Source organism: Mycetohabitans sp. B8 (assembly GCF_021991875.1).
Taxonomy (GTDB): Bacteria; Pseudomonadota; Gammaproteobacteria; order Burkholderiales; family Burkholderiaceae; genus Mycetohabitans.
In genome coordinates, this window is the sequence record NZ_JAHLKR010000008.1 from 45,896 (window position 1) to 69,290 (window position 23,395).

At 61.9% G+C, this 23,395-nt stretch carries 23 protein-coding genes; 13 read left to right on the forward strand and 10 right to left on the reverse strand.

Features of this window, described 5'->3' with window-relative positions; all coding sequences use genetic code 11:
- Positions 1-77 precede the first annotated feature (77 nt).
- Positions 78-905, forward strand: a complete 828-nt coding sequence (gene nadC / locus KQH60_RS02720; protein ID WP_237575282.1) for a carboxylating nicotinate-nucleotide diphosphorylase — start codon at positions 78-80, stop codon at positions 903-905.
- A gap of 39 nt (positions 906-944) precedes the next feature.
- Here the strand turns inward: nadC and nadB are convergent, their stop codons facing one another.
- From nadB to radC, 4 genes are all read right to left on the reverse strand, one after another.
- A complete protein-coding gene (gene nadB / locus KQH60_RS02725; protein ID WP_237575061.1) occupies positions 945-2,543 on the reverse strand; it encodes an L-aspartate oxidase in 1,599 nt (532 codons plus the stop codon).
- Between the two features lie 198 nt (positions 2,544-2,741).
- On the reverse strand, positions 2,742-2,909 hold the full coding sequence (gene rpmG, locus KQH60_RS02730) for a 50S ribosomal protein L33 (protein ID WP_013434320.1): 168 nt from the start codon (positions 2,907-2,909) through the stop codon (positions 2,742-2,744).
- An 11-nt stretch (positions 2,910-2,920) separates the two neighbouring features.
- Positions 2,921-3,154: a 50S ribosomal protein L28 gene (gene rpmB, locus KQH60_RS02735; RefSeq protein WP_104076087.1), complete on the reverse strand. Its 234-nt coding sequence runs from the start codon at positions 3,152-3,154 to the stop codon at positions 2,921-2,923.
- Between the two features lie 133 nt (positions 3,155-3,287).
- Positions 3,288-4,007, reverse strand: coding sequence for a DNA repair protein RadC (radC, locus tag KQH60_RS02740; RefSeq protein ID WP_237575062.1), 720 nt, complete (start codon positions 4,005-4,007; stop codon positions 3,288-3,290).
- A 91-nt stretch (positions 4,008-4,098) separates the two neighbouring features.
- Here radC and KQH60_RS02745 point away from each other — a divergent pair, with 91 nt between their 5' ends.
- The 6 genes from KQH60_RS02745 (at position 4,099) to KQH60_RS02770 (ending at position 10,399) form a co-directional block, all read left to right on the forward strand.
- A complete protein-coding gene (locus tag KQH60_RS02745) occupies positions 4,099-4,554 on the forward strand; it encodes a peptidylprolyl isomerase (RefSeq protein WP_237575063.1) in 456 nt (151 codons plus the stop codon).
- An 8-nt stretch (positions 4,555-4,562) separates the two neighbouring features.
- The gene (gene ispH, locus KQH60_RS02750; RefSeq protein WP_237575064.1) at positions 4,563-5,516 is read left to right on the forward strand and encodes a 4-hydroxy-3-methylbut-2-enyl diphosphate reductase; all 954 of its coding nucleotides are present in this window, start codon (positions 4,563-4,565) and stop codon (positions 5,514-5,516) included.
- Positions 5,517-6,709: 1,193 nt separating this feature from the next.
- Positions 6,710-7,660, forward strand: a complete 951-nt coding sequence (locus tag KQH60_RS02755) for a branched-chain amino acid ABC transporter permease (RefSeq protein WP_237575065.1) — start codon at positions 6,710-6,712, stop codon at positions 7,658-7,660.
- Between the two features lie 22 nt (positions 7,661-7,682).
- Positions 7,683-8,852: an ABC transporter ATP-binding protein gene (locus KQH60_RS02760; protein WP_237575066.1), complete on the forward strand. Its 1,170-nt coding sequence runs from the start codon at positions 7,683-7,685 to the stop codon at positions 8,850-8,852.
- Between the two features lie 28 nt (positions 8,853-8,880).
- Complete coding sequence (locus KQH60_RS02765; RefSeq protein WP_237575067.1) at positions 8,881-9,657, forward strand: ABC transporter ATP-binding protein; 777 nt, start codon at positions 8,881-8,883, stop codon at positions 9,655-9,657.
- 25 nt (positions 9,658-9,682) lie between these two features.
- On the forward strand, positions 9,683-10,399 hold the full coding sequence (locus KQH60_RS02770; RefSeq protein ID WP_237575283.1) for an ABC transporter ATP-binding protein: 717 nt from the start codon (positions 9,683-9,685) through the stop codon (positions 10,397-10,399).
- 194 nt (positions 10,400-10,593) lie between these two features.
- On the opposite strand, the gene KQH60_RS02775 is transcribed toward KQH60_RS02770, so the two are convergent.
- Together KQH60_RS02775 and KQH60_RS02780 are read right to left on the reverse strand one after the other, a co-directional pair.
- Entirely contained in the window at positions 10,594-11,781 is a 1,188-nt protein-coding gene (locus tag KQH60_RS02775; RefSeq protein WP_237575068.1) for an acetylornithine transaminase, read from the reverse strand.
- 302 nt (positions 11,782-12,083) lie between these two features.
- The gene (locus KQH60_RS02780) at positions 12,084-13,115 is read right to left on the reverse strand and encodes a CDP-6-deoxy-delta-3,4-glucoseen reductase (RefSeq protein ID WP_237575069.1); all 1,032 of its coding nucleotides are present in this window, start codon (positions 13,113-13,115) and stop codon (positions 12,084-12,086) included.
- Between the two features lie 177 nt (positions 13,116-13,292).
- Between KQH60_RS02780 and KQH60_RS02785 the strand changes: the two genes are divergently transcribed.
- Positions 13,293-14,390 (forward strand): NAD-dependent epimerase/dehydratase family protein, encoded by a 1,098-nt coding sequence (locus tag KQH60_RS02785; protein WP_237575284.1) that lies wholly within the window; start codon positions 13,293-13,295, stop codon positions 14,388-14,390.
- Positions 14,391-14,397: 7 nt separating this feature from the next.
- Here KQH60_RS02785 and KQH60_RS02790 read toward each other — a convergent pair whose 3' ends face one another.
- Both KQH60_RS02790 and KQH60_RS02795 read right to left on the reverse strand, forming a co-directional pair.
- Positions 14,398-14,589, reverse strand: coding sequence for a hypothetical protein (locus KQH60_RS02790; protein ID WP_076787369.1), 192 nt, complete (start codon positions 14,587-14,589; stop codon positions 14,398-14,400).
- A 161-nt stretch (positions 14,590-14,750) separates the two neighbouring features.
- Entirely contained in the window at positions 14,751-15,452 is a 702-nt protein-coding gene (locus KQH60_RS02795) for a 16S rRNA pseudouridine(516) synthase (protein WP_237575070.1), read from the reverse strand.
- Between the two features lie 214 nt (positions 15,453-15,666).
- Here KQH60_RS02795 and KQH60_RS02800 point away from each other — a divergent pair, with 214 nt between their 5' ends.
- Complete coding sequence (locus KQH60_RS02800; RefSeq protein ID WP_237575285.1) at positions 15,667-16,980, forward strand: hemolysin family protein; 1,314 nt, start codon at positions 15,667-15,669, stop codon at positions 16,978-16,980.
- Positions 16,981-18,017: 1,037 nt separating this feature from the next.
- On the opposite strand, the gene KQH60_RS02805 is transcribed toward KQH60_RS02800, so the two are convergent.
- Both KQH60_RS02805 and KQH60_RS02810 read right to left on the reverse strand, forming a co-directional pair.
- Positions 18,018-18,179 (reverse strand): hypothetical protein, encoded by a 162-nt coding sequence (locus KQH60_RS02805; RefSeq protein WP_237575071.1) that lies wholly within the window; start codon positions 18,177-18,179, stop codon positions 18,018-18,020.
- 27 nt (positions 18,180-18,206) lie between these two features.
- Entirely contained in the window at positions 18,207-19,151 is a 945-nt protein-coding gene (locus KQH60_RS02810; RefSeq protein WP_237575072.1) for a CysB family HTH-type transcriptional regulator, read from the reverse strand.
- Between the two features lie 219 nt (positions 19,152-19,370).
- Here KQH60_RS02810 and KQH60_RS02815 point away from each other — a divergent pair, with 219 nt between their 5' ends.
- From KQH60_RS02815 to cysD, 4 genes are all read left to right on the forward strand, one after another.
- The gene (locus KQH60_RS02815; RefSeq protein WP_237575073.1) at positions 19,371-21,053 is read left to right on the forward strand and encodes a nitrite/sulfite reductase; all 1,683 of its coding nucleotides are present in this window, start codon (positions 19,371-19,373) and stop codon (positions 21,051-21,053) included.
- A 20-nt stretch (positions 21,054-21,073) separates the two neighbouring features.
- Complete coding sequence (locus KQH60_RS02820; RefSeq protein ID WP_237575286.1) at positions 21,074-21,631, forward strand: DUF934 domain-containing protein; 558 nt, start codon at positions 21,074-21,076, stop codon at positions 21,629-21,631.
- Positions 21,632-21,696: 65 nt separating this feature from the next.
- Positions 21,697-22,392: a phosphoadenylyl-sulfate reductase gene (locus KQH60_RS02825; protein WP_237575287.1), complete on the forward strand. Its 696-nt coding sequence runs from the start codon at positions 21,697-21,699 to the stop codon at positions 22,390-22,392.
- A gap of 26 nt (positions 22,393-22,418) precedes the next feature.
- Positions 22,419-23,381 carry a sulfate adenylyltransferase subunit CysD gene (cysD, locus tag KQH60_RS02830; RefSeq protein ID WP_237575074.1) on the forward strand — a complete coding sequence of 321 codons (963 nt, stop codon included), beginning with the start codon at positions 22,419-22,421 and terminating at the stop codon, positions 23,379-23,381.
- Positions 23,382-23,395 lie beyond the last annotated feature (14 nt).

A 23,395-nucleotide genomic window follows, 5' to 3' on the forward strand; every position in this document is an offset into this window, starting at 1 on the left:
GCAGCGAGATCCGCACGGTGGCGGCGCCGCAATGGGATGGCTATGAGCAAGTCCGTCACGACTACGGTGATGCGTTGATGACCGCGCTGCGCCAGAATGTGCAGGACGCGCTGGCGGAGGATGTTGGCGCATGTGACTGGACGGGCTTGCTCGTGCCCGCGCACGACGTGTTCGATGCCCGGATCATCGTGCGTGAGCCCGCGGTGCTGTGCGGCGTGCTCTGGTTCGCCGAAGTGATGCGCAGCGTCGATGCCCGCATCGACCTGTCATGGCATTATCGCGAAGGTGAATGGATGCGCGCCGATACGCCAGTGTGCTCGTTGCGGGGCCCTGCGCGCGCACTGTTGACGGCCGAGCGCAATGGCTTGAATTTCCTGCAGTTGCTGTCCGGCGTCGCGACGGCCACGCGCCGATACGTCGAGGCGATTGCCGGCACTCGGGCGCGAATTCTTGATACGCGCAAGACGTTGCCTGGCCTGCGGCTGGCGCAAAAGTATGCTGTTCGGGTCGGCGGCGGTGACAACCAGCGGCTGGCGCTGTATGACGGCATCCTAATTAAAGAAAATCATATTGCGGCCGCGGGCGGTGTCGCCGCCGCGCTGCAGGCCGCGCATGCGTTGCAGGCGGGCGTGCCGGTGCAGGTCGAGGTCGAGACACTCGAACAGCTGCAGGTGGCACTGGCGCATCATGCTCAATCGGTGTTGCTGGACAATTTCACGTTGGACATGATGCGTGATGCGGTGGCGCTGAACGATCATCGGGCCCTGCTTGAGGTCTCCGGGGGCGTTAGCTTAGACACGGTACGCGATATCGCGGCAACCGGCGTGGATCGCATATCAATTGGCGCACTGACCAAGGACGTGCGCGCGACCGACTATTCGATGCGAATCCTCGATCGCGCGTAGCCCTCGGCGCTGGACTGCCGTGGGCGCAGCCACGGGCGATCAGATCGAGCGGTTGCGGAATCGCTTCGGGCTCAGCACCGTTGGCATGGCTTTAGGCAACGCCTGCTCCCAGTCGCGGCTGAAATGCAAGCCGCGGCTTTCGAGTCGGGAGCGGGCGCTATCGACGATCAGCAACGCAACATCGACCAGGTTGCGCAACTCGAGCAGGTCGCGGCTGATGCGAAAATTCGCATAGTACTCGTGGATCTCATCGCGCAGCAGCGCCAGTCGGTGCTTCGCCCGTGCCAGCCGCTTGTCGGTTCGCACGATGCCGACATAGTTCCACATTAGCCGCCGCACCTCATCCCAGTTGTGAGCCACGACGACCTCTTCGTCGGCATCGGACACGCGGCTCTCGTCCCACTCCGGCAATTTAAAATTGTGCGCCGCATGAAACCCCGCGTCTTCGATGGCTCGCGCCGCGGCCTTGCCGATCACTAGGCACTCTAGCAGCGAATTGCTTGCAAGCCGGTTAGCGCCATGCAAGCCTGTATAGGAGGTTTCGCCGACTGCGTAGAGTCCGGTGAGATCGGTTCGGCCGGCCAGGTCGGTCACGATGCCTCCGCACGTGTAATGGGCGGCCGGCACGACGGGGATCGGAGCACGCGTGATATCGATGCCGAACTGCTGGCATCGTGCAAGGATTGTCGGAAAGTGCTCACGCAGGAATGCAGCCGGTTGGTGACTGATATCGAGATAGACGCAATCGATACCGCGCTTCTTAATTTCGAAGTCAATGGCGCGGGCGACGATGTCGCGTGGCGCCAATTCCGCGCGCTCGTCATACTGCGGCATGAAGCGGGTGCCGTCCGGCAGCTTCAGCAGTCCGCCTTCGCCGCGCACCGCCTCGGAAATGAGGAACGAGCCGGCATACGGATGGTACAGGCAGGTCGGGTGGAATTGCATGAACTCCATGTTCGCCACCCGTGCGCCGGCCCGCCAGGCCATCGCAATGCCGTCGCCGGTCGCGGTATCCGGGTTCGTCGTATATAAGTAGACTTTGCCGGCGCCGCCGGTGGCTAGCACAGTGTGCGGTGTCTCGATCGTCAGTGTCTTGCCGCTTTCAATGTCGAGTGCGTACAGCCCGAAGCAATGCCGGCCCGGCAATCCGAGCCGGTCGGACGTGACCAGGTCGATCGCGCAATGCTGCTCGAGCAGGGTGATGTTCGGGCGTTGACGGGCTTGTTCGATGAGCGTTGACAGCACCGCATGGCCGGTGGCATCGGCCGCGTGAATGATGCGCCGATGGCTGTGTCCGCCTTCGCGCGTCAGGTGAAATCCTAATTCGGTGTTATTGTCCTTGGTGAACGGCACGCCTTCGCCGATCAACCATTCGATCGCCGTGCGTCCGTTCTCGACGATGAAGCGCGTCGCGGATTCGTCGCATAGGCCTGCGCCGGCGACCAGCGTATCGCGGACATGGCTGTCGATACTGTCTGCCGAGTCCAGCACGGCTGCGATGCCACCTTGTGCCCAGTCGCTAGCACCGTCGGACAGGGCCCGCTTCGCGATGACGGCGACCCGGCAAGTGGGCGCCAGGTTCAGCGCCACGCTCAACCCGGCCAGCCCACTACCGACGATGACGACGTCGAAATTCATTGGGATGGTCTCCTCATACCCTACGTGATGGGTTAGGACCCGTACGCCGAAACGAAGGAGCATACCCCGATGCGACACGACATGCAAAAAGCAAAAGACCCCGGAGTCCGGGGTCTTTTGCTCTTCGTCAGGCTCTGCAGTCTCGAGAGAGACGTTGAGCTTCCGACCGGTGAGCCGATCGGAGGTCCCGTAGATCCATTACTTGATCTTCGTTTCCTTGTATTCCACGTGCTTGCGCGCGACCGGGTCGAACTTCATGATCGCCATCTTTTCAGGCATCGTGCGCTTGTTCTTCGTCGTGGTGTAGAAGTGACCGGTTCCGGCCGTCGATTCCAGCTTGATCTTGTCGCGAGCGCCTTTGGCCATGTCGCAGCTCCTTAAGCTTCACCGCGCGCGCGCAGGTCTGCGAGCACGGTGTCGATGCCATTCTTGTCGATCAGGCGCAAGCCCGCGTTCGAAACGCGCAGCCGCACCCAGCGATTTTCGCTTTCCACCCAGAACCGGCGGCTTTGCAAGTTCGGGAGGAAGCGACGCTTGGTCTTGTTGTTCGCGTGGGAAACGTTATTGCCGACCATCGGCGCTTTCCCAGTAACTTGACATTTGCGTGCCATCAGAGCACTCCTAATACGCTTAAATTCGGGTGATACGAAAGGGGTGGTACGGGCAAACCGCAAGTCTAGCAGAAAAAGGCAAGAAAAATCAACCTGCTTTGCGTTATCCGAACGGGCCGCCGCGCGCGCCCGGTTATAGCAGTCCGTGGCGCGCGAGCGACAAAATGGTGTCCGATGTCACGATGAAATGATCGAGCAGCTTGATGTCCATCAGGCACAACGCATCCTTGAGCGTGCGGGTCATCGACAGGTCCGCCGCACTGGGTTGCGCCGCGCCGGATGGGTGATTATGCGCAATGATCAGCGCGGCGGCGTTGGTCTGCAGCGCGCGCCTGACGACTTCGCGCGGATAGACCGCGGCATGTGACAACGAACCGCGGGACAGCTCTTCCGCATGGATCATACGAAGCCGGGTGTCGAGGAACAAGCAAACGAACACCTCATAGGGCCGGGTGCCAATCATCAGGCGCAGATAGTCCTCGACGATCTCGGGGCGATCCAGTGTTGCTTGCTCGCGCGATTGCTCGCCCAGCGCGCGTCGCGCGATCTCTGTGGCCGCCTGTAATCGTGCAATCTTTGCCGGCCCGACGCCGGTCACCTGAATCAGCTCGTCATGGGACGCGCTGAACAACCCACGCAGTGAGCCGAAGCGCGCTAGCAATTGCTGACCCAGTCCGACCGCATCGCGGCCGCGACTACCGCTGCCCAGGTACAGTGCGACCAGCTCCGCGTCGGTCAGCGCGCTTGCACCGGCAACGAACAATCGCTCCCGCGGCCGTTCATTTTCCGGCCATTGGCGGATTGGGATCGGCACATGTCGGCGCGCCGTCGAATCGTCGGTTCCGGGTTGCATTGATTAACCTCCATGTGGGTGTCGCTGCGGTGGCTTACAATGACAGCTTGCGTGGTCGCAGCCCGCGACGCACGGTATTCGAAACTTGCGCATGAGCATCATTGATATTTCCGAGGTGAAGCCCGGTTCCCATGTCACGCTGCACTACCGGCTTTCGCTGGAGGGAGGCGCGGACATCGTCAACACGTTCGACGACAAGCCTGCGACGCTGTTGCTCGGCGCGGGACAGCTCGCGGGACCTCTGGAGGACATTCTGCTTGGCATGAAGGTTGGGCACCACTCGACCATTCGGCTAACACCGGAGCAGGCATTCGGCTTGCGTAATTCGGAACTGGTGCAGAAGGTCTCGCTGGCCACGCTGCGTGAAAATTCGATGATCGACGAGGATTTCTCCCCTGGCGATCTGGTCGAATTCAACGCGCCCAGCGGAGCGCGCTATGCCGGCGTGCTCAAGGAGGTCGGCGAGACGTACGCGCTGTTCGACTTCAACCACCCGCTGGCCGGCCAGCATCTGACCTTTGAGGTCCAGATCATCGGCATTCTGTAGGAAGCGCCATGACCGCAACAACTGGATACCCGAGCGAAATATTGCTGGCACAGCCGCGTGGATTCTGCGCGGGAGTCGACCGGGCAATCGAGATCGTCGAGCGTGCGTTGACGCTGTTCGGTTCGCCGATCTATGTGCGTCACGAGATCGTGCATAACGCCTATGTCGTGGACGACCTGCGTCGCAAAGGCGCGGTATTCGTTGAATCGCTCGACGACGTCCCGGACGACGCAACGCTCATATTCAGCGCACACGGGGTGCCAAAGGCAGTGCGCGCTCGCGCGCTTGACAGAGGATTGCGCGTCTTTGACGCCACCTGTCCGCTGGTCACCAAGGTACACATGGAGGTGACCAAGCTGCGTGCCGAAGGTTTCGAGATCGTGATGGTTGGCCATCGTGGCCACCCGGAGGTCGAAGGTACGATGGGGCAAGCCAGTGCGGGCATGCACCTAGTGGAGACCGCGGCGGACGTTGCTGCGCTGGAGGTCGCCGATCCCGACCGGCTTGCCTACGTGACGCAGACCACGCTGTCGATTGACGATGCAATGGAGGTGATCGGTGCGCTGAAGGCGCGCTTTCCCGCCATTCGCGAGCCGAAGAAGCAAGACATCTGCTACGCGACGCAGAACCGGCAGGATGCGGTGAAATTCATGGCGCCGCAGTGCGATGTCGTGATCGTCGTCGGCAGCCCGAACAGTTCCAACTCGAACCGCCTGCGCGAAGTGGCGGAAAAGCGTGGTGTGCCGGCCTACATGGTGGATGCGCCGGAGCAAATCGATCCTGCCTGGCTGGGTGGCAAGCAACGCATTGGCGTGACGGCGGGCGCCTCGGCACCCGAGGCACTGGCGCAGGCGGTCGTCGAGCGGCTGCGCCAATTGGGCGCTTGCTATGTCCGGACGCTGGATGGCGCCCAGGAAAACGTTTCCTTTCCATTGCCCAAAGGACTGGCGCTGCTCTCCTGAGCGCGCTGTCGCGCCGCTTTGCGCCTGACGCGACGTTGACGCGCGCGCAGTGTTTCGCGTGCGGCCTCTTGTGTAGCCAGCGGGCCGCCCCCCGAATGGCGGGGTGTTCATGTTTGTGTGCGGCGTCTGGGCTCGTGTGCCGCGGCGCGCGCATGAAGTCTTGTCCCGATATTCCATCAAACCGGTCGCCAGATATCGCTGCCAATTGCTAGGTGCGAGTTGCCAGCCTTGACGGGAACGCGTGCGTTCCGCGTTTGGACGAGTACGCCAAAGAGTCTTCCCTTTCCATGATGACGTTGTCTGAATATGGGCCGAAGCGGGCGGCGGCAGCTTCAGCAGCCATACGACGATGTCCATTCCTTCATTCGATGACTTTAGGGGAATGCCCGCTTATCCCATACGGTGCAATCGCGCTCAATTTCAGCGCGGCTCGAGTGCAACTTCGAGGATTGAATCGAGTGCAACCGAGTTGCACATTTTGCGGTTTATTGCGCTTAAATTAAGGTTGCAATGCAGGAAAACCCTGTCATTTTTGAATATTGTTCAACGCGGGAATGGCGTTACAATGCGCGCGTTTCGTGACCTATCTAGGGACGAGAGTCGTCTTGTGGTAAGGCGCGAAAGCGCTGACGAATGCAGAGCGGATTGACTGGCGTTGCATCCGGGAAGCGCTTGCGGCGGCGATCGATCGCATGCAGCAAGATGAAACGAAGACTGGCAGATTGTGCGGCATCGTCATATTCGGAAAGTGGGACCGCTATTCGCACGAGGCAGAAAACAGTTGTCCACTGACGAAATGATCGACTCCTTAAATGCTGTCCACGTGGCTTATCGGGCAATCGGCATCCAGCTTGCCCGTCACCGGTCATGCGTGCGCAACGGTTTTTGGGTCGAGGCCGACATGCGGATCGCGGCGCCACGCCGGGTGCGGCTCACTGACTACGGCGGGGTAACGCGCCACATCGAACTTGTTGGAACGGCGTGTAACGCTACGGCACCGGGCTGGCCCTGGGTGCCGTTTTTGTATCTGCCATGTACATTCGCGTATTCCGATGACGAATACGTCCATGTCGCCGGCGGCAGATCTTTATCGGTTCATTTTAGATACCAGGCGCACCGCGCGCTGCGTATCACCATGCCGCACCACCTGCGGCCAGGCTGCGTTCCGTCGCGTACGGTCCAAGGAGCATTCGATGGATATTTTCATCCAACAGATCTTGAATGGTCTGGTGCTGGGCAGCGTCTACGCGATCATCGCGTTGGGCTATACGATGGTGTACGGGATTCTAGGCATCATCAACTTCGCACAGGGTGACGTACTGATGGTGGGCGCGATGGTCGCGCTCTCGGCGATCAGCGTGCTGCAGGCACATTTCCCCGGGTTGGGCAGCGTGCTCACGCTGGTCATTGCACTAGTGATTGCCGCCGCCGTATGTGCGTGCCTTGGTTTCATAATCGAGAAGGTGGCGTATCGGCCGCTGCGTCGTGCGCCGCGACTGGCTCCGCTGATCACCGCCATCGGCGCTTCCATCCTGTTGCAGACGTTAGCGATGATCATTTGGGGACGCAATCCGCTGTCGTTTCCGCAGTTGATTTCCACCGATCCGATCAATGTCATCCAGGCCACCGATACGTCGCCCGGCGCCGTAATCTCGCCCACAGAAGGGGTGATCATCGTCACGGCGTTTGTCGTGATGGTCGCTTTGCTGCTGCTAGTGCATAAGACTAAGCTCGGACGGGCAATGCGCGCGATCGCGGAGAACCCGAATGTGGCCAGCCTGATGGGCGTGAACCCGAACTTCGTGATCTCGGCGACGTTCATGATTGGCTCGGCGCTGGCGGCCCTGGCTGGCGTGATGATCGCCTCCGAGTACGGCAACGTGCACTTCTACATGGGCTTCATCCCGGGCCTAAAGGCATTCACGGCAGCGGTGCTGGGGGGCATTGGTAATCTGGGCGGCGCAATGGTGGGGGGCGTGCTGCTGGGGCTGATTGAGCAACTGGGCGCTGGCTACATTGGCGATCTCACCGGCGGAGTGATCGGTAGTAACTACCAAGACGTGTTTGCGTTCGTTGTGCTGATCATCGTGCTGGTCTTGCGTCCGTCCGGCTTGTTGGGCGAGCGCGTTGCCGATCGTGCCTGACGCGTCTTGAGGAACAATCGATATGACTTCCATTCAACCCATCGAGCCGTCCACGACACTGATTCCGGTCAAAAAGACGGCCAAGAACCATAGGGTCATGCTGCTGGTGACAGCGCTGGTTGTCTGCGCGCCACTGCTCATTGGCGCCGCGGGCGGGACTTATTGGGTGCGTGTGCTGGACTTCGCGATGCTGTACGTGATGCTGGCGTTGGGGCTGAACGTGGTGGTGGGATTCTGTGGACTGCTGGATTTGGGCTACATCGCATTCTATGCGGTGGGCGCTTATACGGCCGCACTGCTGTCCTCGCCCCATCTCACCACCCAATTCGAGTGGATCGCGCATCTGGCGCCCGGCGGGTTGCACGTATCGATTCTGCTGATCGTGCCGGTGGCGATGGCCTTGGCCGCCGTATGCGGCGTGTTGCTCGGCGCGCCGACGCTGCGTCTGCGGGGCGACTACTTGGCGATCGTCACGCTGGGCTTTGGTGAAATCGTGCGGATCTTGATGAACAACATGGATCGTCCGGTGAACGTGACCAACGGTCCGAAGGGCATCACGGGCATTGATCCGGTGCAGATCGGCGGCTTCAATCTCGCGCAGACCCACGAACTGTTCGGCCTTAAATTCCCGACGGTCTACCTGTATTACTACTTGTTCGTGCTCTGTTCGCTGTTCGTGATCTTCGTCTGCACGCGACTGCAGCACTCACGTATCGGCCGCGCCTGGGCCGCGATCCGGGAAGACGAGATCGCCGCGAAAGCGATGGGCATTAACACACGCAACGTGAAGTTGCTGGCGTTCGCAATGGGCGCCTCATTCGGTGGGCTGTCCGGCGCGATGTTCGGTGCATTCCAAGGATTCGTCTCGCCGGAGTCGTTCACCTTTTGGGAATCGGTGGTGGTACTCGCATGCGTGGTGCTCGGCGGCATGGGGCATATTCCCGGCGTGATCCTCGGGGCGGTGCTGCTCGCGGTGTTTCCGGAATTTCTGCGCTCGACGATGGGACCGTTGCAGAATGCGATTTTTGGCCAGCCCATCCTCGACACGGAAGTGATCCGACAGTTGTTGTATGGTTTGGCGATGGTGGTGATCATGCTATATCGGCCAAAAGGGCTGTGGCCGGCGGCCAAGCATGAGGATAAGATCGCCAAGATCACGCGGCGCAACGGCAAGAAGTCCTGGCGTGCGTGACGTGCCTGTAGACACGGAGTCAACAGCCATGAGTGAACGCACGATTCGACTATCCGTGAAGGGCGTCAACAAGCGTTTCGGCGGCCTACAGGCGCTTTCCAATGTAGGGCTGGAGATCCGCTCGGGCGAGATCTATGGGCTGATCGGCCCGAACGGAGCGGGCAAGACCACGTTCTTCAACGTCATCACCGGGTTGTACGCCCCGGATTCGGGCGAGTTCATGCTGGACGGCAGCCCGTACACGCCAACCGCGGTCTACCAGGTGGCCAAGGCCGGCATCGCGCGCACTTTCCAGAACATCCGGTTGTTTGGTGGGATGACGGCGCTGGAGAACGTGATGGTCGGGCGTTACGTGCGCACACGCCACGGGTTGATCGGCGCAATATTACAAACGCCGGCTGAGCGGCAGGAAGAGCGCGAGATCAAGGCGCGCGCGCTGGAATTGTTGGATTATGTGGGCGTGCTGCAGTACGCCGACTACACGGCTTGCAATTTGTCATACGGTCACCAGCGGCGGCTGGAGATCGCGCGGGCGCTGGCGACGGACCCAAAGCTGCTCGCCCTGGACGAGCCGGCCGCGGGGATGAACGCGACCGAAAAGGTCGAACTCACGCGACTGCTGGAGAAGATCCGCGACGATGGCAAGACCATCCTGTTGATCGAGCACGACGTGAAGCTGGTGATGCACTTGTGCAACCGCATGACCGTGCTCGATTATGGCAAGGTCATCGCGCATGGCCTACCGCAGGACATGCGCAAGGACCCGAAGGTGATCGAAGCCTATCTGGGCGCAGGAGTGCATTGAGATGGCAACGAGCGACGTGAACGCAATGACCGGGGCAATGCTGGAGATCAACGGGCTGCAGGTGGCCTACGGGGGCATCCAGGCGGTCAAAGGAGTGGACCTGAAGGTCGGGCAGGGCGAGTTGGTCACGCTGATCGGTGCCAATGGCGCGGGTAAGACCACGACGATGAAGGCGATCACCGGGATCAAGGAATGGGCCGGTGGCGATATCCTCTACCTGGGCCAGTCGATCAAGGGCGTGCCCACGCACGAATTGCTCAAACAGGGCTTAGTGATGGTGCCGGAAGGCCGAGGCATTTTCGCGCGCATGTCGATCCTGGAAAACATGCAGATGGGCGCGTATCTGCGTACCGACTCGGATGGCATCAAGGCCGATGTGCAGCGCATGTTTGGTTTCTTCCCGCGCTTGAAGGAGCGCGCCACGCAGTTGGCGGGCACGCTTTCGGGCGGCGAGCAGCAGATGTTGGCGATGGCGCGCGCGCTGTTGTCGCGGCCAAAGCTGTTGTTGCTCGACGAGCCGTCAATGGGCCTGTCGCCGATCATGGTGGAGAAAATTTTCGACGTGGTACGGACGATTTCCTCGGAAGGCACGACGGTGTTGCTGGTCGAGCAGAACGCCCGCCTTGCGCTGCAGGCAGCCAACCGCGGCTACGTGATGGACTCCGGCATGATCACGATGTCGGGCGACGCCAAACAGATGCTGGACGATTCAAAGGTGCGCGCCGCCTATCTCGGCGAGTGAGCCAGCCAGGCGTCGACGCGTGGCCGGCGCCCGGCACTTCGGGCCGGCGTCGGTGAACACCCCATCGATACCGCGGGTGAACCTCATCCATACTGCTTAAGGACGGGTGGCGCAGCCCACGCCTTTTTAAAGACGAGGGCAACCTACACTGCCGGCAACCGGGCACCCGCCCGCATGCCGGCGCCGCCCCCGGCTCAAAGCAACGGGTCCAGCACGTCGTCGAGCATCGCGAACATCTGGTCGATCTCTGCGCGCGTCACGTTCAATGCCGGCATGAAGCGCAGCAGGTTAGGGCGGGCGGCATTGAGCAGCAGGCCTTCCGGTGCCAGCTCGCGTGCTTTCTGGACAATTTGTGGCCCGATGTCCCGGCCGAGCAGCAACGCGCGCAGCAGGCCTTCGCCGCGTTCGCCGGCCAGCCCGCGCGCCTCGGACAGCGAGAGCAACCGATCGCTCAGGTAACGAGCATTCTCGCGCACGCGCTCGAGAAAGCCGGGCGCGATGAGCTGCGATATCACCGCTTCGCCGACCGCGGTCATCAACGGGTTGCCGTTATACGTGCCGCCCTGGTCGCCGGCTTCGAAGCACGCGATCTCGTCGCGGGCGAGCAACGCGGCCAGCGGCACGCCGCCGCCGATACCTTTACCCAGCGTCATGATGTCCGGCTCAATGCCGCTGAGCTGATAGGCGAACAGCGTGCCAGCACGGCCGCAGCCGCTTTGCACCTCGTCGACGATCAGCAGCACGCCGCGTTCGCGCGTGAGGGCCCGCAATTGCTGCATGAACTCGCGTGACGCGGGAACCACGCCGGCTTCGCCCTGTATTGGCTCGAGCATCACCGCAACGGTCTTGTCGGTGATCAGCTTCTCGACGGAGCCGATATCGTTGAACTCGGCCTTCGGGAAGCCAGGTACTTGCGGCGCATACAGCGTGTCCCAGCCGGGCTTGCCGCTTGCCGACATCGTTGCCAGCGTGCGGCCGTGGAAACCGTGGTGGAACGTGATGATCTCGTATGCGCCGCCCTTGAACTTGCGGCCCCATTTGCGCGCGAGCTTAATCGCGCCCTCATTGGCTTCGGCGCCGCTGTTGGCGAAGAACACTTTATGGAAGCAACTGTTGCTGGTCAGTAACTTTGCCAGCCGCGCCATCGGCTCGTTGTAGAACGCCGGACTCGGGTTGATCAATCGTTGCGCCTGCCGGTTCAGCGCATCGATCATGGCGTCGTTGCAGTGCCCGAGCGCATTGACCGCCCAGCCCTGGATGAAGTCCAGATAGCGCTTGCCGTTGTTGTCGTGTAGCCACGATCCCTTGCCGTGCGTGAAAACGATGTCGGGACGATCGGTGATGTACATCAGCGACTGCATGGGGTAATCCTGAAAATTCATGGCAAGTCTCTCCGCTCAACGGAAATGCGATCGCACGCAACGATCAACGGGACAAAGGATCCGGAAAAAACAAAAGCCACGGAAGTCCGTGGCTTGGTAATCCGGTGCGCGGCAATTCAACGCGACAGTCCGTAACGAGCCAGCGTCTTCCCTATGGAAGCAGCGAGCGGCGACGTCGGAGATGGGCTCGAGCGCGAATCATCCGCGAAGAATACGCGACGCAAGTGTCGGTTGTAAACCGGAAATTGCGTCGCGCTTGTTCAACACGCGGCTCGCTGCGGGCACGCCGCCGTGGGACCCGGTCAGACCGCGTTCGCCAAATCCGCTGCGCTGGTGAACGAGTCCGCATAGAACTCGTTGGCCGGCAAGCCGTGATGCGCGGTGAAATCGCGCTGCGCGGCCTCGACCATCACCGGGGCGCCGCATGCATATACCTGATACCCGGACAAGTCTGGCAGATCCTCGATGACGGCCCGATGAACAAAACCCGTGCGGCCCTGCCAGTTGTCGGCCGGATCGGGTTCGGAGAGCACCGGCACGAACTTGAAGCCGGGCACTTCGCGCGCCCATTGTTCGGCTAGGCTTGCCAGATACAGATCGCCGCGCCGACGGCCGCCCCAATACAGCGTCATGGGTCGTGTGATGTTCTTGAAGCGTGCATGCTCGATGATCGCCTTGATAGGCGCAAAGCCTGTTCCCGATGCGAGCAGCACGATCGGCTTGTCGGCGTCCTCGCGCAGGAAGAACGTGCCGAGCGGGCCCTCGAAGCGAAGGATGTCGCGTTCCTTCATCGCACCGAACACGTGGTCGGTGAAAACGCCGCCCGGCATGTGCCTGATATGTAGCTCAAGCGGGCCTTCATGGTGGGGCGCGCTCGCCATTGAATAGCTGCGGCGCGTGCCGTCCTTCAGGATGAACTCGATGTACTGGCCCGCCAGATATTGCAGCCGCTCATTGGCCGGCAGTTGCAGCTTGAGCACGATCACGTCGTGCGCCACGCGCTCCAGTGCATTGACGCGGCACGGCAACTTCTTCACTTGCATGTCGCCCACGCCGGCGATCTCACGGATATCGATTTCCAGGTCCGATTGTGCGGTGGCGCAGCAAAATAGCGCCATGCCGCGGGTTTTTTCGTCGTTCGACAGCGCCGATGACGAATGCGAACGCTGCTCGATACTGCCGTTCACGAGCTGGCCCTTGCATGAGCCGCATGCGCCGTTCTTGCAGCCGTACGGCAAGCCGATGCCCTGACGCAGCGCCGCGGTCAGAACCGGTTCGTCGGCTTCGACTTGAAATTGCTTGCCGCTCTGTCGGATCGTTACGTTGAATGCCATAGTTCAATCGAGTAATAACAAAAACGTCTGATCGGCCGGCCCGCTACAATGCACCCGATGACCCTTTCCAGCCGATCTTTCCAATTGTGCGCTACGCCGCCGCATGCAGTGGCCGCTGTTTCCACCGCCGCGTTGCCTGTGCGCAGTGGCGGTGGTGCGCCTGTGGGGCGGGCCGTACTGCCGCGCCGCCGTGCTTTTGGCCGCCCCCGCATCCTAGTGGTCGGCTGCGGCGATGTCGGGTTGCGCTGCGCGGCAAGGCTGCGCGAGCGCTTTCGCGTGTTCGCGCTGACGACTCAGCCGGCCCGTTTCGCATCGCTGCGAGCGGCCGGGCTCGTGCCGCTGCTCGGCGATCTCGACGACCGGCGCTCGCTGGCGCGCGCCGCACGCGTGGCGCGACAAATGCTGCATTTGGCGCCGCCGCAAGCCCAGGGCGCGACAGATCGCCGCACCGCCGCGCTATTGGCTGCGTTGGGCGCGCGGCGGGATCTGCGGCGCACCGCCCGTGCACCGCGCGTCGCCATGGGTGCGCAGCGCATCGTCACGCGTCGCGTCGCTGGCAGGACGCACGCGATTGTCGGGCGCGTCATGACCGAGAGCGCCATTGTACCCGAGCGGCCACCGCGCGCCTCGCGGCACCGGCGGTGGCCGCCGGGCTCGCTGCGCCAGCCGCCGCCGGTACGCATGGTCTATATAAGCACCACAGGGGTCTACGGCGATTGTGATGGTGCGCTCATCGATGAGACGCGGCCCGTGCGGCCGGTCAATGCGCGCGCGGTGCGCCGTGTATCGGCCGAGCGCCAATTGCGTCGCGCCGGCTCACGAGGGGCTGTCAGGGTGTCGATTCTCAGGGTGCCCGGCATCTATGCCATCGACCGGCTGCCCGTGCAGCGACTGCGACGCGGTACGCCGGCTTTGTGCGATGTGGACGATGTCTATACCGGTCACGTCCATGCGGACGACCTCGCCGCTATCACGGTCCGAGCGTTGTTCCGCGGCCGCCCGCAGCGCGTCGTTCATGCGGTCGACGCTACGCATTGGAAAATGGGCGAGTATTTCGACCGTATCGCCCACGCATGCGGCTTGCGCCCGGTGCCGCGCATCACCCGGCAACAGGCCGAGGCCACGCTCAACGCGGCATTGTTGTCGTTTATGCGCGAATCCCGCCGCCTAGCCAACCGGCGTTTGCGCGATGAATTTGCGATCAAGTTGCGCTACCCGAGCGTCGAGGACTTCTTGCGCGAACACGCGCGCCAATTGTCAAGCGCGCACCGTTGAGCGCCGCTCACAACGCGAGCATCGGCATGGCCTCGATGATCGCGAAACACAGCAGTGCGCCAAGGATCGCGCCGATCAGGTTAGGATGGTACTTGCGCTTGAGATGAAGCGCAGTCAGCAATGCCCCGATCAGGATTGCGCCGAGCAGCGCGAACGCAATCATCATATAGGTGATCTCGAAGGTGTCGCCGGTGATCATGGTGCCGTCCTCCAAAGCCTACGCCCGATGGCGTCCTTATTTGTCAGTATAGACACATGATTGCGGAAAGCATGCTGCACTGCAGCAGTGGCACGCCTGGGCTGACGCTTACGGGGGACCGCAGCCTGCCGGTGTGCCGAAGTTCGGTTATGCCGTTCGCTTTATCCCGTCAACTTGCCGAGTTCCTCGGTTTCGAGCCACCGCCACTGCCCCTGCGCGAGCGCCGGGGGCAGTACAAACGCCCCGATAGCCTCGCGATGGAGTTGCTCGACGCGGTTACCCGCGGCGGCGATCATCCGCTTGACCTGATGGTACTTTCCCTCGGTGAGCACCAACTCAATCGTGCGTTCATCGCGCCGCCGCGCCGAGCGCGCCATGCTCACCGCCGGCTCGCCGTGCAACTGCACCCCCTGACGCAGCGCATCGAGTTGGGCGTTGTGCACCGGATGGCGCGTGGTGGCGACGTACGTCTTCGGTATCTTGCGTTTGGGCGAGCCCAGCCGATGGATAAAGGCCCCATCGTCGGAGAGCAGCAACAGGCCCGTCGTATCCGCATCGAGACGGCCGACACATTGCACGCCGCGCGTGATCAGCGCGGGGGGAAGCAGGCTATAGACGCTTGAATGGTGCTGTGGCGCGTGCGAGCACTCATAGCCGGATGGCTTGTGCAAGACCAGATAGGCCTTGTGCCGATACTCCCAGCGTACGCCGTCCACGTGGAACACCAGCCCCGCCGTCTCGAACACGGCATTCGGATCGTCGCAGCGCTGTTCGCCAATCGTGATCGCGCCTCGGATGACGAGCGCTCTGCACTCGCGTCGTGATCCGAAGCCTTGGGAAAAAAGAATGCTTTCAAGGTTCATGCGCCGGGATTCTAACAATGCCATCGTCGCGCCGTGGTCGGTGTAGGCCGTGTCCATTATCCCGTGCCCGCACACTGGCGCGTCGCGGCTTGCCGGTGTGCGGGCCGTGAGAGTGACTGCGCAACACTTGTGTGCCAGGCCAATCCGACATCGTCACCATGCTGACATACAATGGCCCTTTGTTCCCGCGCGTCGGTGAGCCGGTTCGATTTTTCTGATGCAGACATTTCTCGCGTTTGTTGCTGCCCTGCTGCTGGTCTTTCTCAATGGTTTCTTCGTTGCCGCGGAATTCTCGCTGGTCAAACTGCGCGGCACGCGGGTCGCGGCCATTTCCCGGCAATATGGCTGGCGGGGCCGCGTATTGTCGCGCGTGCATGGCCACCTGGACGCTTACCTGTCAGCCTGCCAACTTGGCATCACGCTTGCGTCGCTTGGCCTGGGCTGGTTGGGAGAGCCGGCGTTTGCCCATTTGCTAGCCCCGCTGTTCGGCATGCTACAAATCGTGCCGCCGCTTGCCGACGCAATCGCACTGGCGCTGGCGTTCCTGATCATTTCGTTCCTGCATATCGTGGCCGGTGAGCTTGCGCCGAAATCGCTCGCCATCCGGATGCCGGAGCGCGCCGGCCTGCTGACCGCCGTGCCGTTATACCTATTTTACTGGATCATGTATCCGGCCATTGCACTGCTCAATGTCAGCTCGAACCGGATGCTCGCGTGGTTTGGCCTGTCGGACGCTGGGCAGGCTGAAGCCCCGTATGGTCGTGACGAGTTGAAGCTGATCGTGCGTGCGAGCCGGTCCCATCGGCAGTTCTCGAGCGACGAGCTCAGTACATTGTCGCATTCGCTGGAGTTCGGCGAACTGACTGCATCGGACCTGATGCGTCCGCTGCGCGACGCGGTGAGCTTCAATGTGGGCCTGTCATTCGACGCGAATCTAGCGTTGGCGGCAAAGAGCCGCTACAGCCGGTATCCGCTATTTGACGAAAGCGGCGACAAGGTGCTTGGCATGGTCGATGTGAAGGACTTGCTGTTTCGTCGTCTCGAAGGGCATACATCGCGCGACCTGCGCGAACTCGCGCGCCCCGTGCTCGAGGTGTTGCCGGAGATGCCCGCACTCGAGTTGCTGCGGCGCTTTCGCTCGGGTGCGCCTCACTTTGCGGTGATCGGGCGTCCCGGGCTGAAGCCGGTCGGCTTCGTCACGTTGCCGGACCTGCTTGCGGCGCTGGTCGGCCAGATCCGGGACGATACGCGTACCACTGACGTTGAATGGCAACGGCAGCCGGATGGCAGCGTGATCGGTCGCGGCAGCCTGTCGATCGTCTCGCTTGAGCACCTGCTGGGCGTGGACTTTGGTGAACAGTCGGCCGAGTCGGTTGGCGGCATGATCCTGGACAAACTGGGCGAATTGCCGCAGCAGGGGCAGAGCGTGGACTTTGGCTCATGTCTGATCACCGTCAACGAACGGGTCGGTCCGCGAATCGTGACGGTCAAGGTCTGGCCGAAAACGCCGCAGGGCGCGCAAGCTTAGCAGCGCCGATCGTCAATGCGATCTCGCCTTCGTGCCGGGCTGCGGCGAAAACGACCGCGTGGCCCGCACAATCGTGGTCGAACCACGCACAGCAATTGGGACGTCGCGTTGGCGGCTTGCAATGTAGGGCTACCACCGGCTGTCCATGCGTCGAGTTGGCGTACCGACGAAAAAACCCCGTGAGACGTTCATCTCACGGGGTTCCTCCACATACTGTGGTGTACGCCGAATACGGTTGGTGCCCGGGGCCGGAATCGAACCGGCACGCCTTGCGGCGGGGGATTTTCTTCCCACTTCGGCTTTCGCCGCCGCCCATTCGGAGAGTGGACGTTCGTGGTCTGGAGCACGCCTTCACCTTAGCCTGTGGCCTTAGGTGCCCGCCGTCTGCTCTCTACACCTTCCAAGGCGCCTTACGGCGCCAAGGCTTGGCTCGGCATTAGCTCGGACTCGCGTCCAGGGCCTTCACCGAGTTTGACGGGCTTCACCTCCGAGGTTTCCCCCGAAGGGCTCAAATTTGGTCTGAGTCCCCTGCGTCTACCAATTTCACCACCCGGGCAAAACGGTGAAGCAGCTTGCAACACTACCTCACACTCACTATCCGTGAGTGATGCTAATCCGCGTAGGACCGAAATCACCACGCGGCGCAAGCCGTGATTATGTCGTAATTCAACACGCTCGGCAAGCATGTCTGTCATGAGTGTCGTGAGCCCATCCATTGTCCGGGGCTGTAGCCTGTCATGTGTCCGGTTTGGCGTGTCGTATGGAGCCACCCGTGAGCCGGGCACGTGGGTGACAGGGCGCCTGGAAGACGAGATTCAAAGCAATCTACAGCGACTGGCAGGACAAGCGGCTCACGCAGGCCGAGGCGGCATCGCTATTGAGGGGCGAGCGCACGTTTTGGCGGCAGATGGGACGTTACGAGACCGACGGCCTGCGCGGGCTAACCGACAAACGGCTAGGTCAAGTCTCGCACAAGCGCTCGCGGCGCATGCGCCAGTGATCAGCGACAACCCATTGCTTTGCACTGCGGTAGGGCGTCACCGTCGAGCCGACGCGTCGCCTTGCGCATGCGCGCCGCCGATCCACGACGCGGCCGCTACGCCAAGCCATGCCACAATCGTCACCGTGCGGCGTCCCTTGTTGTATTCAGTCAGGCGTTTTTCCCGAGGGTGGCGATAGTTTGTAGCGCAACGTTGCATAGCGCACTGACGCCGCAAGCGGCCCGCTCACCATTCATACGAATCGGCGTTGCCCCGCATCGTCTGCTCGATCAGCTTGCGATTCAGCGCCGGCGAGAGCAATTCGATGAATGTATAGACGTAGCCGCGTAGGTAGGTGCCTTGCTTCACTGCAACCCGTGTGGTGTTGGTGCCGAACAGATGGCCAACGGCAATCGCGCGTAGTGGCCGGTCGCGCTCCGTGTTGAATGCGACGTCGGCCATGATCCCCACGCCCAGGCCCAGTTCTACATAGGTCTTAATGACATCCGCGTCGATCGCCTCGAGGATAATGTCCGGCGTGAGTCCGTGCAAAGCGAACGCCTGGTTGATCTTCGAGCGCCCCGCGAACGCGTTGTCATAGGTAATCAGCGGAAATTGCGCAAGATCGTCCAGCGTGATCTGTTCCTTTCTGTCAAGCAATGCATGTTCGGGCGGCGTAACCGCCAAGTGATGCCACTGGAATGCCGGCAGCGAGACCAGGTCCTTGTACGTCGAGATGGCCTCAGTGGCGATGGCTAGGTCGGCCTGGTCGTGCAGGACCAGGTCGGCGACCTGGGTCGGGTTGCCTTGCAGAATCGACAGATGCACCTTCGGAAACCGCTTTTTGAACTCGGCCACCGCCTGCGGCAATGAATACCGCGCCTGCGTGTGGGTCGCGGCGATCACCAGATTGCCTTGGTCCTGCGCGGCGTAATCCATCCCGACTCTTTTTAGGCTTTCGACCTCTTGCAGGATTTTTTCCACCGACGACAAGATGATCCTGCCAGGTTCGGTCAACGAGCGCACGCGCTTGCCGTGACGGGTGAAGATCTCGACGCCGAGTTCGTCCTCCAACTCGATGATCGCCTTTGATACGCCAGGTTGCGAAGTGTATAGGGCCTTGGCCGCCTCGGTTAAATTGAAATTCTGACGGACGGCCTCCCGCACGAACCGGAATTGATGCAGGTTCATATATAACCCTTCCGCATATGGGCAAAATTTTTTAGTCGTTTGACGTATAAGGCGAGTCTATTACGATTTCCGCAGCTTTTCCAATATCGATATCTGTTTTTGTGCTTTGCAAATGGCGGATTATTTGAATGGGACAGCGGCGCGCGGGGTGTCCCAGCAAGGATGGGCCGGCGCAGTGCACCGTCGGCGCGCAACGCACACGAAAGACTGGGGCTCCCCATGTATCAATACGACCAGTACGACCAGACGATCGTCAACGAGCGTGTCCGACAGTACGCCGACCAGGTCCGCCGGCGTTTGTCTGGAGAACTGACCGAGGAAGAATTCCGCCCGTTGCGACTGCAAAACGGGTTGTATCTGCAGCGGCACGCCTATATGCATCGTATTGCGGTTCCGTACGGTAACCTGCGCAGCGACCAGTTGCGGATGCTGGCGCGCATCGCACGCGAGCACGATCGCGGCTACGGCCATTTCTCGACGCGCTCGAACATGCAATTCAACTGGATCAAACTGGAGGACACGCCGGAGATCTTGCGCAAGCTCGCGTCGGTGCAGATGCACGCGATCCAGACCTCAGGCAACTGCATCCGTAACATCACCGCTGACCAGTTCGCCGGCGTCGCGCCGGACGAGATCGTCGATCCGCGTCCATGGGCCGAGTTGCTGCGCCAATGGTCCACGTTCCATCCCGAATTTGCATGGCTGCCGCGCAAGTTCAAGATCGCCGTGGCCGGTGCGACGCAGGATCGTGCCGCTGTGCAGTTGCACGACTTGGGCGTTTATCTGAAACGCGACGCTGAGGGTGAGGTGGTGTGCAGCGTGCTGGTGGGTGGCGGCATGGGCCGCACGCCCATTCTGGGCTCGATCATCAAGGAAGATCTGCCCTGGCAGCACCTACTGACGTACTGCGAGGCCGTGCTGCGCGTGTATAACCGGTTCGGCCGTCGCGACAATTTGTTTAAGGCGCGGATCAAGATCCTGGTCAAGGCGCTCGGCAAGGACAAGTTCTCGCAGCAGGTGGAGCAGGAGTGGCAACACTTGAAGGACGGCCCGTCGGCGCTGACCCGCGACGAGGTGCAGCGCGTCGCGCGGCATTTCGCGCCGCCCCCGTATGAACAGCTGTCCGACACCGACGCGTCGTTCGAGAAGCACTTGCTGGAGAACCGGGCATTCGCGCGCTGGGTCGAGCGCAATGTGCACCCCCATCGCGTGCCGGGCTATGCCGCGGTGACGTTGTCATTGAAGCCCGGTGCCATGTGGAAATATCAGCCGCCGGGCGACGTGACCGATACGCAGATGGAAGCGCTCGCCGATTGGGCCGATGCGTACAGTTTCGGTCAACTCCGCGTGTCGCACGAGCAGAACCTGATCCTGGCGAACGTGAAGAAGCGCGATTTGTATACGCTGTGGGAAAAGGCCCGCGAGATCGGCTGCGGCGCGCCGAACATCGGGTTGCTCACTGACATCATCGCCTGTCCGGGCGGCGATTTCTGCTCGCTGGCTAACGCGAAGTCGATCCCGATCGCGCAGGCCATCCAGCAGCGCTTCGACGACCTGGATGACGTGTACGACCTAGGCGAGCTGTCGTTGAACATCTCTGGCTGCATGAACTCGTGCGGTCACCACCACGTCGGCAATATCGGCATTTTGGGCGTGGATAAGGATGGCTCCGAGTGGTACCAGGTCTCGCTTGGCGGCGAGCAGGGCAACGCGTCGGCGCTGGGCCGGGTGATTGGGCCGTCGTTTGCCGCCGACGAGGTGCCGGAGGTCATCACCCAGGTGATTGATACGTTTGTCGCGCATCGCGTCGAGGACGAACGTTTCATCGATACGTATAAGCGGATCGGCATTGCGCCGTTCAAGGAACGGGTGTACGCGGCGCGTCAACCGGCGCACGCGTGAGGTGGAAGATGACTCAAGCCATTGAAAAAATCATCCGGCAACGCCAGGTCGTGGACGACGACTGGAGTGTCGTGCGTGCCGCGCAGGATGGCTCGCTGCCGGCCGTCCAGTCTTTGCCGGCGGGCCGCATCATCGTGCCGTTGCCCTATTGGCAAGCCGAGCGCGGCGCGCTGCTCGCCGCGCGCGACAAGTCGCAGCGCGGCGTGTGGCTCGCGCCGGACAGCGAGCCGGCCGAGTTGGCCAACGAGCTGGAGCACATTGCGCTGGTCGCCGTGGATTTTCCGGTATTCCGCGACGGGCGGGGCTATAGCATCGGGCGGCTGTTGCGCGAGCGCTATGGCTGGAACGGGCAATTACGGGCGATTGGCGATGTGTTGCGCGATCAACTGCTGTATATGTCACGCTGCGGCTTCGATGCGTTTGCGGTGCGCGCGGACAAGGACATCCATGACGCGTTGAAGGCGTTCGACGAGTTGAGCGTGCGCTATCAGGGTGCGTTCGACGAGCCGCGCCCGTTGTTCCGGCGCCGCGCGCAAGCGGCGGCGGTCAGCCACGCGAGCGCGGCGGGTCAGCCATGAGCGAAGCCGTCGTCACGTTCGGGCGTGTGGCGCCACGCGATCCGCTCGTACACGCCGAGCCGCTCATGCCACAGCGCGAGCAGCGCATCGAAAGGCTCGATGCGCTGCTCGCCACGATTGCGGCGAGCCACGCGCGTGTGAAGTTTGCCAGCAGCCTGGCCGCCGAGGACATGTTGCTGACCCACGCGATCCTGTCGCGCAAACTGTCCATTACCATTTTCTCGCTGAATACCGGCCGGCTGCATGCCGAGACGCTCGGCATGATCGAGCAGGTTCGGCGGCGCTATGGCTATGTCATCGAACAATGGCATCCGCGGCAGGAGGCGATCGACGCGTATGTCAGCGAGCATGGGCTGAATGCGTTTTACGACAGCATCGAGTTGCGCAAGCGGTGTTGCGAGATCCGCAAGGTCGAGCCATTAAATCGCGCGCTGGCTGGCGCGCAAGCGTGGGTGACTGGGCAACGGCGCGAGCAATCGATCACCCGTGCGCAACTGCCTGAACGAGAGCAGGATGGGGCGCGCGGCATCGCGAAGTACAACCCGCTCGCCGACTGGACCGAGGCCGACGTCTGGGCATACCTGAAGGCGTACGACGTGCCGGTCAATCCCTTGCATGCGCGCGGTTACCCAAGCATCGGCTGCGAGCCGTGCACGCGCGCGATCCGCGCTGGCGAAGATAGCCGCGCCGGACGCTGGTGGTGGGAAAGCCGCGACTCGAAGGAATGCGGGCTGCATCCAGGCGCGCCGGCCCAATCTTGAACCGCATCGAAGCATTGAGGACGAATATGAGCACGTTGCTCGGACCGACGGACATCACTTTGCGCCACAATACGGCCACGCGCCTGGACCACCTGGATTGGCTCGAGGCGGAATCGATCCATATCCTGCGGGAGCTGGTGGCCGAATGCGCAAGGCCGGCGCTGCTGTTCTCCGGCGGCAAGGATTCGGTCGTCGTGCTGCATCTCGCGCTCAAGGCGTTCGGCCTCGGTGCCGGGCGCCGCACGCAGTTGCCTTTTCCGCTGGTGCACATCGACACGGGGCACAACTACCCGGAGGTCATTGAGTTCCGGGACCGCCGCGTCGCGCAGATCGGCGCGCAACTGGTTGTGGGCCACGTCGAGGACTCGATCCGGCGCGGCACGGTGCGGCTGCGGCGTGAAAACGATTCGCGCAACGCCGCGCAGGCGGTGACGTTGCTGGAGACGATTGAAGCACACCGCTACGACGCGATGATCGGCGGCGCGCGCCGCGACGAGGAGAAGGCTCGGGCAAAGGAGCGAATTTTCTCGTTCCGAGACGAATTCGGACAATGGGACCCGAAAGCGCAACGGCCGGAGTTGTGGAGTGTGTTCAACACGCGCCTGCATTCGGGCGAGCACCTGCGTGTGTTCCCGATCTCGAACTGGACCGAACTTGACGTCTGGCAGTACATCGCGCGCGAAAAACTCGAGTTGCCGTCGATCTACTATGCACACGAGCGCGAGATCGTTCGACGCAACGGGCTGCTGGTGCCGGTCACGTCGCTCACGCCCAAGCGCGACACAGAGATCAGCGAGTCTTTGCTGGTGCGATTCCGCACCGTCGGCGACATCAGTTGCACCTGTCCCGTCGTCAGTGACGCGGACACGGTTGAGAAGATCATTGCCGAGACCGCGGTGACGCAGATCACCGAACGTGGCGCGACCCGAATGGATGACCAAACCGGCGAGGCGGCGATGGAGCAGCGCAAGAAGCAAGGGTATTTCTGAGCGCGCTCACCGGT